The organism is Legionella antarctica (genome assembly GCF_011764505.1).
GTDB classification, from domain to species: domain Bacteria; phylum Pseudomonadota; class Gammaproteobacteria; order Legionellales; family Legionellaceae; genus Legionella; species Legionella antarctica.
Map to the genome: position 1 here is coordinate 1,180,692 of NZ_AP022839.1, position 11,849 is coordinate 1,192,540.

The following is an 11,849-nucleotide window of genomic DNA, read 5'->3' on the forward strand; positions in this document are numbered from 1 at the left end:
CTTTGTTCCTTATTCTTTTGCACTATAGCCTGATGGTTTTTCTGAACCTTCACCAAAAAAATATTTGTTCATTTCCTCTTTTAAGAATTCACGTGACTTCGCTTCTATTAAGTTGAGACGGTATTCATTAATTAACATTGTCTGGTGGGCAAGCCACATATTCCAGGCTTTTTTTGATACTTCATTAAATATTTTCTCACCCAGGACTCCTGGGAAAGGAGATTTTTCCATGCCCTCAGATTCCTCTTTTAATTTACAACAAAATATTATTCTACTCATGTTATTTATCCCATATATTTAAAAAAGACCCATTATGCGTGAATCTGGCCTCTACTCCAAGTAATACCCAACTGCAACAGGTATTAATTAATCATCACGGCTTTGTACCTGAGCCTGTAAAATATGTTGGGAAAGTAATTGCTCTTGTTCGTTGGTTAAACCATTGAATGTAATGGCGGTACGATAATGATGTTCACTTTGGTATTGGCTGTAGACTACCGTCGCATCGAGAATAATCGGAATCATCTTGGGCTTTGTATAGATAACCATCTTTAAACTAGTGTTTTCCTTAAGAAGTTCCTCTGTTTTAAAGGCCATCCCCCCTAAACTGATATTAACTTTTCGTAATTGAGCCTTATGAGTCATTAGCATTTGTCGAGATAAATAGTCTATTTTGGCATTTAACAGATTAAGATAATGAGCTAATGCGGGTTCTTTTATTCCCATGGCTTGGGTAAGCCCAGCCAACTCATAGTCAATATTTTGGAAATATTGAGCTGCTTCCATGTACCGCTGTCCGCTTTCACCCAATAATTGATTCGTTATGGTGAGGTCAGAGCAGAACTCACCTGGTGCTAAGACTCGATAATCGAAATAAACATGATCATCGATACGAAAATGCTGACGTCTTTCATGTACTGGCATAATAGCTCCATTAAATCCGTTTGATGAAAAATACTATTTTCATGATCCCTGCTAGTTACTTATTATTTCGATGATATCAATGCGACTTATCTATAACTATAGACAGTGTTTAACCTGTTGGTAAAAAAACAGCACAAATTATTTTTTAAGCGAATAAGTAATGAGAAGCTGAGATAACATTTTAATGTTATTTAATTTAAAAGAGCAATAACAGTCATATAGTTCTAGCAGGTGTAATATATATAAATTGGTTGCGAAGAAAACTTCATCAGAAAATAAGTATAATCCTTCCTTTTGAAAAGGAAGGATTATACTTTAGCATTTATCTCCGAGACAATTAAGGGTTAGATGAATGTGAGGGAACTGGATCAGTTGGTGGCTCCCAAACGATTTTATTTACATTAGTTCTCTTACTAGGAACAGGTTTTTTACCACGGTAACTAAAATTATCACCTTGGAGCATGGAGGTTGTGACACTGTGATAAGCTTCTTTTTTATTAGCGGGTTTTGGTTTCGGATGATCCGTATCATTAGCTGCAAAGAAAGATAATCGTCCGGGAGACAGAGATTTGGCGTTCTCATCAATGACCATGGTTCCGTAAGAAATAGAGCTATTTTTTGCTGAGGACTCTGTACTTGGAGAGTCAAGAGAGGGTTTGACGTCTGATTTTGAGAGGGAAGCAGCATATGATTTTTTACTGTCTTTAGACGTTCCATTCAATGGCATAGTCTTAGCAATTGATTCTGAGCTACTCTTTGATGTTTGTCCCTCATCGGATAATATTAATGCTACATTATTTTTAATAGCCTCTTTCAAATACTCAGCTTTCGGGTTACCTAAATCATCGAATTTTGATGGGGGGAGAAATTCAAGATGAGGAAAATAGGATAAAAATTGTTCCTCATTTAAATCCAGACCCATACTGTCTCGAATTTCAGAAAGCTCAGTAACTTTTTCCACCCGGAAATAACCAAAAGACAGTACATGAATTAATTGTCTGTACCAAGGTGCCACATCCCAATCCTTATTTAAAAGAGCTGTTTCGATACATTGATTAAAAAAAGACTTTGCATAGTGTTCAAAACATTTAGTTGCCAGTTTTTCAGCCATGCGAATTAAACGAGGTTCCACAGATGGACTATCGGATAATTTATTAAATATAGGATTTGCTGCCTGCAAGAATTGGTTAACAGGGAAAGTACCATCGAGTAAGTTTTGTATTGCATCAATATCTTCCTGAAATCCGATAGTTGAGGAAGGTAATTTTTCTTCCACTTTCTGGTAGAACTGCTCTGGTTGGTGATTAAGAAATTTCATTAGTTCTTTGAATTGCTGAATTGACATTCGTTTATCAGGATCTGGTCGGGTTAATTCTTGTATAAGTACAGACAGATTAACGATTGGTCTTGGGGTTGTCGTAAAATAATGAGCTGGATTAAAATCATGATCCCTGAACGCGTCTAAATCTGGTATTTCGTCCATCTGAGTTAAAATTAAAAATTCTTTTAAAGCCATTCCCAGCTGGTAGGCCATAAACTGCGGCATGTTTAGCACAGTTTTGGATGCCGCCTGATTGTAACCATCCCAATCTTCGTTTAGGCAATCAGTGAATTGCTCTGGAGCATATGGTGGTGAACTACGAATCTTTGATACAGTCGGATTTTCCTCAGTCAGGAAGGTTTTTCTGTCACTAATGCGAATTAAATTACGATGGACTAAAAAATTAGTTAATTTAATATCGGGATGATAGGTTTTAGAATCCATTAGCCTGGTACAAAAATCGGCAAGCTGTGAAAAATAATGGGCTGTTTTTGACCCGATATGTTTGTCATCTACCTTCCTTAGTTTTTTTGCTACATCAGCCAAGTTACCTCCATTGGCAAACTGACTCAGTACTACAGGCCTGTATTCGATAAGACTCGTTTTGCTTTTAAATCTCATCATAAACACCGCATAATCTTCGATGAAATATTTTGCCATAGGAAAGGAGTGGAGATCTTGCTCTAGTCCTAATTTATCCCTATCTTCAACACGAAATACAAAAAATTCCTCCCATCCTTCCATTGTAAATTCAAAATTATAATTATTGATCTGAGTTCCCAGTACTTTGGTCTTATATTTTGGAACTGGAACTCCGGGGGGCGGGGTTTCTCTTTTTTGAATTGCATCAAGCTTTGCTTTTGCCCCATCCAGAATTTCAGAATGTCTTCTTACTATTTCGTTCACTCGATGATCGCTTTCTGACAAAGTATGAAGCTGACTATTAATTGCGATATAGTTGTCTCTTACCTCTTCGAACGGCTTATTATTTCTTAATAAAGCATCACGTTCTTGCATCAGTTGAAATTCGTCTTTAACTTTGGCTTGCTCAGGCTCAACTTTAGCCAGATTGGCAATAGCTTGAGCAAATTGCAATCCTTTGACAAAGATTGAGGCATCTGCATTGATTTCATAGGCATTCAAATTTGCCAGCCAACCATCAGGCTTACTGTCAGCAAGCCATGCGAATAACGAGGGGCTAAGGGTAAGTGTATTAAGCAGGTAATTTATTTTTTGTAAATAAAAAAGACGCTGAATATGATCTTCTTCGGGTAACTTGTTAAACGTCTTGATTAAATCTAGTAAATCTTTTGAAATACAATACTGTTGTGCGGGTAACTGCAATGGCATTATGTCTCCGGAGCAATAAGTTAGTAAAAAAAACAGCAAAAATGTGTAAATAATATTTTATTGCCCAATAATAACACAATTTATAGTTTATTACAAGTCAGTTTGCTGCGCAAAAAGAAAGTATTTAATACGAAAAGATTTTATATTTCTCTTGTCTTCATTGTTTTTATCATTTCAATATAAATACTTTTCCTTGATATAAATAAGCCTTAAATACACTATCTTGATCAGGGTATTTTATGTTTTAATATCCGTTATTTTCTTAGTTTAATTGAAAGGTTTGTCATGACTTTTGTGGTTACTGAAAGTTGTATTAAGTGTAAATACACCGATTGTGTGGAAGTGTGTCCTGTTGATTGCTTTTATGAAGGGCCCAATTTTTTGGTTATACACCCCGATGAATGTATTGACTGTGCACTTTGCGAGCCTGAATGTCCAGTTAATGCCATTGTTTCTGAGGATGACCTGACTGACGAACAGCAGCAATTCAAACAGATAAATGCAGATCTTGCGCAAACCTGGCCAAATATTACAGCAAAAAAAGATGGTCCTGAAGATGCTAAGGACTGGGAAGATGTCAAAGACAAACTTCAATATTTGCAGCAAGAGTGGAAGAAATAACGTCTCTCGCTGAGTCTTGTCGGCGAATTCTTAGTGAAAAAGGGCGGCTTTCCACATCAATTCCCGGATTTGTAGCGCGAACACCACAATCTGATTTAGCAGTAGCCATTGCGCAGGCTATTGCTGATAAATCCACTTTAGTTGCCGAAGCGGGTACCGGAACCGGAAAAACTTTTGCGTATCTATTACCCTGTCTTTTAAGTGGAAAAAAAACGCTTATTTCTACCGCAACTAAAACCTTGCAAGATCAACTATATCAGAAGGACTTACCAACTCTTGTCAGAGCGTTAGGTTTATCAGCCCGGATTCAAAACCTAAAAGGGCGATCCAACTATATTTGCCAGTATCGAGTTAATTTACACGCGGAAGAAGGGAAATTTCAAACACCTCAATGTGCTCATGAAGTGATGCATGTGAAAGATAAACTGTCCCAGATGAAAAATGGAGAACGCTCAGAGTTACCAGAGCTCAGTGAAGACTCATCTGTCTGGCATTATGTCACTTCAACCACTGACAATTGTTTGGGAGCTGAATGTCCTAATCATGAAACGTGTTTTCTAGTAAAAGCACGTAAACGGGCATTAGAAGCTGATATTGTAGTGATTAATCATCATCTTTTTTTTGCAGATTCTCGTCTAAAACAAGAAGGTTTTGGCGAGTTGTTACCAGGGGTAGATGTAGTAATCTTTGATGAAGCACATCAGCTTGCCGAGATAGCAACCCACTTTAATGGCGACAGGGTGGGTACTCGCCAATTTTGTGATTTACTAAATGACATTATTGAAGAGTGGCCGGTTTTGGATCTGGCCAATCAACCTTTAAAAGCGTTAAGTCATAAAGCAGATCAATTGGTGGATGAATTGTTAAACTCTTTACCATCCCGAGAGGAGCGCCTGAGTTGGGATGAGGTTAGGCGTAATAAATTATTCATGGCGGCATGGGATAATTGGTTGACGTTAAAGGATGATCTGCTTCAATGTTTCAATGATGAGCATTTAGCCGAAGCTCCAGGTCTGATTCGTTGTAAAGAGCGTTTGGAAGAGTTGGAAAAAACGTTACTGTCTTTTACGCAATCCAAGACAGATACCATTCGCTGGCTTGAACGCTTTAAGCATACGCTGGTTTTTCACGCTACACCTTATGATGTGGCCAGGATTTTTAGCGAATTGCTTGAGCGACAAGCATGTACGTATGTATTTACTTCAGCAACGTTAACTATGGCCGCTTCTTTTGACAGTTTTTGTAAGCCATTAGGCCTTGAGAAAGCGCGAACCCTGTTATTGCCAAGCCCGTTTAATTTTCAGGATCAGGCATTACTGTATTTACCTCGTGGTTTACCAGACCCCAAAAATTCCAGTTATTATGAATGCCTATTGAAAAAGGCTGTGCCCGTGATTGAAGCGTGTGGCGGGCGTTGTTTTTTCTTATTCACAAGTCATAAAGCTTTAAAACTGGTTGCGCAAATGTTAGGCAATACTTTAAACTACCCCCTCTTAATCCAGGGGACCGAGGCTAAACCGATATTATTAGCTCGATTTAGACAGCTTGGTAATGCAGTATTACTAGGTACAGCAACTTTTTGGGAAGGTGTTGATGTCAAAGGGGAGGCTCTTTCCTGTGTTATTATTGACAAATTGCCTTTTGCCAGTCCAGCCGATCCGGTGACGCGTGGCAGAATGACTTTTTTGAAAGATAAAGGCTTGTCTGGGTTTGACGAATTATCTCTACCTAATGCAGTGACTGCATTAAAACAGGGAGTAGGGCGCTTGATTCGAGACATTACCGATAAAGGAGTATTGATGATAGCCGATCCTCGTCTTACAGGTAGGGAATATGGGCGAGTCATTCTTGCGAGTTTACCTCAATTACCCAGAACTCGTGATGACCAAAAAGTGTTACAATTTATAAGAGAGTTAGCCTTAGATTATGAAACTGTTAGCGATTGATACATCAACTGAAATAGCCAGCATCGCGGTACTGGTTGGTGCAGAAATTTCCAGCGAGGAGCAGGGGAGTCAAAAAACTCATGCACAGTTATTATTGCCGATGATAGAGCGATTAATGGCTCATGCTGGTTTGCAAATGAATCAACTGGATGGAATTCTTTTCGGGTGTGGTCCTGGAAGTTTCACTGGTTTGCGAATAGCCTGTAGTATTGCCAAAGGACTTGCTTATGCCCATGATTTGAGGTTAATTCCAGTCAGTAGTTTAGGCGCTATTACCTGGGCTGCTCGTGAGTTGCATCAAGATCCGGATTTACCCGTATTAGCAGTGCTTGACGCGCGAATGAATGAAATGTATTGGAGCTATTTTGCTAAAGGAAAAGTAGTGTCCAAAGAACTGGTAACTGCGGTACAAGATATTCAAATACCTGAACAACAGTCTGTAGTCCTTGCGGGTGTGGGCATAGATGAATATTGGGTAAATTATCCCGATTCCATAAAGTTGCAAATCAGTGATAAAGTAACTTTATATCCGAAAGCGGCGTCTATGATACACTTGGCCCAACATGCTGAGCTAAAACCTGTATCAGTAGCACAAGCTCAGCCTATATATATACGAAATCAAGTTACTCAAGGAGGTTCTCGTGGATAAGCGATTATTGGAGATATTGGTTTGCCCTTTGTGTAAAGGGAAGTTATTAGTGAAAAAACAAGAGCTTATTTGTAGGTTTGATCGCTTGGCTTTTCCGGTTCATGATGGTATTCCAGTAATGCTGGAGCAAGACGCACGAGTTATTTCATTAGAAGAAAAAGATAAGTTATGATTAATAATGTTCATGTTATTATCCCTGCGAGATATCAGTCAACGCGTTTTCCGGGTAAATTGCTTCATGATATGAATGGCCAAACCGTAATTGAGCGAGTTTACCGACAGGCTCAATTGGCAACCCCCAAAACCATTACTATTGCAACAGATCACGAAGCGATAGCAAGTCATGCCAGAAGTTTCGGAGCGCAGGTTATGATGACGTTACCAACTCATCAAACCGGAACAGACAGAATTGCCGAAGTAGTAGCAAAAGGGAATTTTGCTGCGGATGATATTATAGTGAATGTACAGGGGGATGAGCCTTTCATTGCGCCACAATTAATAAAACAGGTTGCCCAGGGCTTAACTCAAACCCAGGCCCCTATGTCTACTTTATGTTGGCCAATCAGCAGCATGGAGATGTTAAATAATCCCAATGTAGTTAAAGTAGTGCGCTCACGCGACAATCATGCATTATATTTTTCCAGAAGCCCAATTCCTGCCCATCGGGATGAAGGTCAATCTTATGCTCAGACTTACAGACATATAGGTTTATATGCTTATCGAGCCGCCTTTTTATTAGATTATGTCAGTTGGCCTGTTTGCGAGCTGGAAGAGCATGAGGCTTTAGAGCAGCTGCGCGTTCTATGGTCCGGATTTGCCATTAAAGTCGATGACGCCTGTGTTGAACCACTGCAGGATATAAATACCAATGAAGATTTAGTCCTAGCGCAACGTATTCTAATTTCAAAGCAAGAGTCCTAACGTGAGTTTCGGATAAGAATCGAAGGATGTCCGTATTCTTATTGGTCCGTTCGTGCTGAGGAGGAGGGGAAGCGACGTCTCGAAGCATTCACACGGGTTATTGCCTTGATGCTTATGCTTCGAGACAGCGCTAAAGCGCTTCCTCAGCACGAACGGAGCAGTGTAATAGCTGTCCTTATCCGAAACGGACGTAATTTAACGTCAGAGGCCTGGATATTTAATGAAGTCTGCTTATCGGGTAATATATCTTTTTCGCAGATAGAGTACTAATGCAGGAAATAACATCATTATTATACCAAGAGAAAATACCCTGCGGAAATGGCTAGCCCCACCCACATCCATCATTTGCTCTGGAGGAATAAAACCTACAAATATAGTAACAGTACAGCCCAATAATCCCAGGATGCAAGTCAGGTAATATCCCGTTTTCCCCCCAGGTATAGCGAAGGGTCTTCTTAAATGAGCAAATTTATTTTTCAGGTTCCAGGCGGCAATAAACATCAGCACATACATCATCATATACAGTTCAGTACTCAAGTCTGTGAATAACCAATAAATAGCGTTTACACTTGGGAATAAAAGAAAACCACTGCACAGTAAGGTAACCAATAGTGCTTGTAGTATTAGAATCCGGGATGCTATTCCTTTTTTATTCAATTTACACAAGAACTTAGGTAAGAAGTCATGATTGGCAGCCATTAACAACCCTTTGGCAGGTGAAATAATCCAGTTAATCATAGAGCCTAAACTGCCTAGAAGTAACAATAATACCAAAACAGGCATTAACCAGTTTAAGTGATAAACCTGAAAAAAATTATCAAAAGCTCTCATTACCCCGTCAACCAGACTGATTTTTTCTTTAGGTAGGACAAAAGCAATTGCCAAGGAACCAAAGATCATCGTAAATAAAATAAGGACTACGGAAAAAAACATGGCTTTGGGAAAATTCTTCTGTGGATTTTTAACATTCCGGACATGAACTGCCGCTAATTCCATTCCAAGAAAGGAGGTCATTATAGCAGTTAAAGATACCCAGGATTGACTGTCTTTCCATTGGGGGAGCAAATGAGACAAACTTAAGTCGATTGCCAGGGGGTTGCCTTTGATTAACCAAATGACGGCGAGAATTATAATAAATCCCATGGGAACTATCATTCCCACGATGGCACAGAAGCCGGCAAAAGCAGCTGAAGTACGTAACCCTGAGCAACCGACTACTGTTAAGGACCAGAAAATAGTAAGTATTACGGCGATTAGGTAAAATTTATTTTGAGCCAATCCAGGATTCACCAGATAAGCTATGGTCCCCGCAATAAAAGATAAAATAGTAGGGTACCAAACCAGAGTATTAATCCATTGCAACCAAATAGTGAAAAAGGCTACGTTTTCACCAAAAGCATGTCTAACCCAACTGTAAATCCCACCTTCTTCTTCAGACCACGTTGATGAAAGTTCTGCTGAAATCAGAGCTACAGGTATTAAAAATATTATCGCAGAAAATATGAAGAAAAAAATCAGGGTTGAGCCAAATAAAGCAGTTCCAGGCAAATTTCTTATACTGTCAATTGCCCCAGTGATGAGTAATACTAATGCGAGCACTGATATTTTTTCAGTGGGACTATTTTTCATTGATTCTTCGGCTTGATAAAAAGATATACATTATACAGGAACTTGGACGTTGGGGTGAAGATTTATTTTTATCTCAAAAGGTGTTTTTATTTGTTATTTTGAACCATATTTATTCTTGTCTGTTTTTGTAACCGTCTTTGCAGGCTGGTGAATTTAAAATCGATTTGCTCCGTTGAGCCCACTCCTCAGAAGAGTATAGATGCAAGCTTAGGGCATGTAATCCCTGAGCAAACTCCTGACAAAGCAGATGATTGACCAGCCTGTGGCGTGCTACGCGGCTTAATCCTGTAAATTCAGCAGAAACGGCAATCACTTTAAAATGAGTTTGAGCACCTTCTGGCACATGATGGTTACCTGATTCATCGTCAACACTTAAAAAACTGGGGGAAAGCTCGCAGGTTAACTGTTGTACTATACGTTCTTTTCGTGACATGAAGTGGCCCTAATGCGAAACAGGAATTAAATTATACCGATTTTATAGAGCATTGTCTTAATTTAAATATGAGGTTTTTTGTTATGAGTGTTTTGTTGTCTTGGACAAACTTGGACTATAAGTTGACAATAAGTGTCACATTGTTGCTTTAGCACCATTTCCTGAATAGTTATCAATTTTATTTATAATGATTAAAGTGCTTATTAATTTTCTTTTTTGCTTCAAATACAATCGCTTTTGAGGTGAATCAAAAATAATAAATCGATTAAGGTGATTATCTCTTGAAGTGGCACTTAGCTTGCGTGCATTATACGATGTAATTAATAATTTTGGAGATAGCCATGAAACAGAAGGGTTTTACGCTGATTGAATTGATGATAGTTGTGGCAATTATTGGTATTTTAGCTGCTATCGCTATTCCAGCTTATCAGGACTATACGATTAGAGCGCGGGTGACTGAGGGCTTGCAAATGGCTTCATCAGCACAACTTGCAGTTTCAGAAACTGCAATTACCAATAACGCATTACCAGCTACTCAAGCAGCTACAGGTTATACCAGCCCTGCGCCTACTGCGAATGTTGCTTCTATTACCATAACGGACGCCACAGGTGTGATTGTTATAACCTACACGGCCGCCGCCGGTAATGGAACCTTAACCTTAACACCTACTCTAACAGCTAATGGAGATGTGACTTGGAATTGTAGTGTGGGAACTTTGTTACCAAAATATGCTCCTGCAAGTTGCAGATAATAATCCAGTACCTGGTCGAGATGACGGGCTCTCGGGGCTGTGGGTATCAAACAGCCCCATTTCATTACTTTAGTTTCTTGGCCACTAACTGATTTTTCAATCGGACGTAATCGGGCAAGCCATCAATATAACCTGGATATGCTTCACCTTGTATCAGGGGTGCTAAATAACGTTTGCAGGCAGGGGTAATTCCCATTCCATCTTCTGATATGTATTCGGCTGGCATGGCTTTTTCCTGATTAGCAACATCAGCCAAGGCAACCTGGCCAATTGACCATTGGTAGGGTTCGTCCTGTTCGCGAATAATAACAGGCATAATGGCATTATGACCGTTAATGGCATATTCAACAGCTGCTTTACCCAAGGCATAAGCTTGGTCTACGTCCACCTGAGATGCGATATGACGAGCTGCACGTTGGAGATAATCTGCAACTGCCCAGTGATATTTATAACCGAGCTCAGTTTTTATTAGCTGGGCTATGACAGGAGCGACACCGCCTAACTGCGCATGGCCAAAGGCATCTCTCAATCCAGCATCACTTAAAAACTGATCTTCGCTATTACGAATTCCCTCGGATACTACCACAACACAGTAACCATAGGTTTTTACACATTCATCGACTTTACTGAGGAATTTTTTCGGATCAAAAGTCACTTCAGGTAATAAAATAATATGTGGCGGTTCACTTGGGTTTTGACTGGCCAATCCACTGGCTGCCGCTATCCATCCGGCATGGCGTCCCATCACTTCCAGAATAAAAACTTTAGTTGAGGAGGCTGCCATGGATGCTACATCAAACCCGGCTTCTTTGGTAGAAATAGCAACGTATTTAGCTACGGAGCCAAACCCGGGGCAGTTATCGGTAAAGGGGAGATCATTATCAACGGTTTTAGGTATTCCAATACAAGTAATGGAATACCCCATCGTTTCACCCAGTTGCGATATTTTATGGGCGGTATCTTGCGAATCGCCACCTCCATTATAGAAGAAATAACCAATATCATGAGCTTTAAACACTTCAATCAGGCGTTGATACTCATCGCCATTGTCTTTTAACTTGTACCGACATGAACCAAAAGCCCCGGAAGGAGTTTGCATTAGTTTGGAAATATCTTCATCACTTTCAAGAGAGGTATCAATTAGCTCCTCATTTAAGGCACCAATAATACCATTTTTTGCGGCAAAAACCTTACCTATATGTTCGGGATATAACCGGGCAGTTTGGATGACACCACAAGCCGAGGCATTAATAACGGCGGTAACACCACCTGATTGAGCGTATATTGCATTTTTTACAGCCAT

The 11,849-nt window shown here is 39.6% G+C and carries 12 protein-coding genes; 6 read left to right on the top strand and 6 right to left on the bottom strand.

Features of this window, described 5'->3' with window-relative positions; translation table 11 throughout:
• Window positions 1–9 precede the first annotated feature (9 nt).
• The 3 genes from HRS36_RS05705 to HRS36_RS05715 all read right to left on the bottom strand — a co-directional run bounded on the left by HRS36_RS05705 (window position 10) and on the right by HRS36_RS05715 (window position 3,595).
• Window positions 10–279 (bottom strand): oxidative damage protection protein, encoded by a 270-nt coding sequence (locus tag HRS36_RS05705; RefSeq protein WP_173236558.1) that lies wholly within the window; start codon window positions 277–279, stop codon window positions 10–12.
• 87 nt (window positions 280–366) lie between these two features.
• Entirely contained in the window at window positions 367–924 is a 558-nt protein-coding gene (locus HRS36_RS05710; protein ID WP_173236559.1) for a PilZ domain-containing protein, read from the bottom strand.
• A gap of 337 nt (window positions 925–1,261) precedes the next feature.
• The gene (locus HRS36_RS05715) at window positions 1,262–3,595 is read right to left on the bottom strand and encodes a protein kinase family protein (protein ID WP_173236560.1); all 2,334 of its coding nucleotides are present in this window, start codon (window positions 3,593–3,595) and stop codon (window positions 1,262–1,264) included.
• Window positions 3,596–3,880: 285 nt separating this feature from the next.
• Here HRS36_RS05715 and fdxA point away from each other — a divergent pair, with 285 nt between their 5' ends.
• The 5 genes from fdxA to kdsB are packed head-to-tail and all read left to right on the top strand — an operon-like array spanning window position 3,881 to window position 7,732.
• A complete protein-coding gene (gene fdxA, locus HRS36_RS05720; RefSeq protein ID WP_173236561.1) occupies window positions 3,881–4,216 on the top strand; it encodes a ferredoxin FdxA in 336 nt (111 codons plus the stop codon).
• The gene (locus HRS36_RS05725) at window positions 4,204–6,162 is read left to right on the top strand and encodes a DNA repair helicase YoaA (protein WP_173236562.1); all 1,959 of its coding nucleotides are present in this window, start codon (window positions 4,204–4,206) and stop codon (window positions 6,160–6,162) included. The genes fdxA and HRS36_RS05725 overlap by 13 nt, the downstream gene beginning before the upstream one ends.
• Complete coding sequence (gene tsaB, locus HRS36_RS05730) at window positions 6,143–6,811, top strand: tRNA (adenosine(37)-N6)-threonylcarbamoyltransferase complex dimerization subunit type 1 TsaB (RefSeq protein ID WP_173236563.1); 669 nt, start codon at window positions 6,143–6,145, stop codon at window positions 6,809–6,811. The genes HRS36_RS05725 and tsaB overlap by 20 nt, the downstream gene beginning before the upstream one ends.
• On the top strand, window positions 6,804–6,983 hold the full coding sequence (locus tag HRS36_RS05735) for a Trm112 family protein (protein ID WP_173236564.1): 180 nt from the start codon (window positions 6,804–6,806) through the stop codon (window positions 6,981–6,983). Before tsaB ends, HRS36_RS05735 begins: the two co-directional genes overlap by 8 nt.
• Window positions 6,980–7,732: a 3-deoxy-manno-octulosonate cytidylyltransferase gene (kdsB, locus tag HRS36_RS05740; protein WP_173236565.1), complete on the top strand. Its 753-nt coding sequence runs from the start codon at window positions 6,980–6,982 to the stop codon at window positions 7,730–7,732. The genes HRS36_RS05735 and kdsB overlap by 4 nt, the downstream gene beginning before the upstream one ends.
• Window positions 7,733–7,963: 231 nt before the next feature.
• Here the strand turns inward: kdsB and HRS36_RS05745 are convergent, their stop codons facing one another.
• On the bottom strand, window positions 7,964–9,361 hold the full coding sequence (locus tag HRS36_RS05745) for an APC family permease (protein WP_173236566.1): 1,398 nt from the start codon (window positions 9,359–9,361) through the stop codon (window positions 7,964–7,966).
• A 109-nt stretch (window positions 9,362–9,470) separates the two neighbouring features.
• Entirely contained in the window at window positions 9,471–9,794 is a 324-nt protein-coding gene (locus HRS36_RS05750; protein WP_173236567.1) for a BolA family protein, read from the bottom strand.
• 341 nt (window positions 9,795–10,135) lie between these two features.
• Between HRS36_RS05750 and HRS36_RS05755 the strand changes: the two genes are divergently transcribed.
• Window positions 10,136–10,546 carry a pilin gene (locus HRS36_RS05755; protein WP_173236568.1) on the top strand — a complete coding sequence of 137 codons (411 nt, stop codon included), beginning with the start codon at window positions 10,136–10,138 and terminating at the stop codon, window positions 10,544–10,546.
• A 64-nt stretch (window positions 10,547–10,610) separates the two neighbouring features.
• Here HRS36_RS05755 and HRS36_RS05760 read toward each other — a convergent pair whose 3' ends face one another.
• Window positions 10,611–11,849 carry a 6-phosphofructokinase gene (locus HRS36_RS05760; RefSeq protein WP_173236569.1) on the bottom strand — a complete coding sequence of 413 codons (1,239 nt, stop codon included), beginning with the start codon at window positions 11,847–11,849 and terminating at the stop codon, window positions 10,611–10,613.

What these genes read in the sequence shown, in the direction of transcription:
- HRS36_RS05705 (WP_173236558.1), bottom strand. Translation starts at nt 279, where the DNA reads ATGAGTAGAATAATATTTTGTTGTAAATTAAAAGAGGAATCTGAGGGC.
- HRS36_RS05710 (WP_173236559.1), bottom strand. Translation starts at nt 924, where the DNA reads ATGCCAGTACATGAAAGACGTCAGCATTTTCGTATCGATGATCATGTT.
- HRS36_RS05715 (WP_173236560.1), bottom strand. Translation starts at nt 3,595, where the DNA reads ATGCCATTGCAGTTACCCGCACAACAGTATTGTATTTCAAAAGATTTA.
- fdxA (WP_173236561.1), top strand. Translation starts at nt 3,881, where the DNA reads ATGACTTTTGTGGTTACTGAAAGTTGTATTAAGTGTAAATACACCGAT.
- tsaB (WP_173236563.1), top strand. Translation starts at nt 6,143, where the DNA reads ATGAAACTGTTAGCGATTGATACATCAACTGAAATAGCCAGCATCGCG.
- kdsB (WP_173236565.1), top strand. Translation starts at nt 6,980, where the DNA reads ATGATTAATAATGTTCATGTTATTATCCCTGCGAGATATCAGTCAACG.
- HRS36_RS05745 (WP_173236566.1), bottom strand. Translation starts at nt 9,361, where the DNA reads ATGAAAAATAGTCCCACTGAAAAAATATCAGTGCTCGCATTAGTATTA.
- HRS36_RS05750 (WP_173236567.1), bottom strand. Translation starts at nt 9,794, where the DNA reads ATGTCACGAAAAGAACGTATAGTACAACAGTTAACCTGCGAGCTTTCC.
- HRS36_RS05755 (WP_173236568.1), top strand. Translation starts at nt 10,136, where the DNA reads ATGAAACAGAAGGGTTTTACGCTGATTGAATTGATGATAGTTGTGGCA.
- HRS36_RS05760 (WP_173236569.1), bottom strand. Translation starts at nt 11,849, where the DNA reads ATGGCTGTAAAAAATGCAATATACGCTCAATCAGGTGGTGTTACCGCC.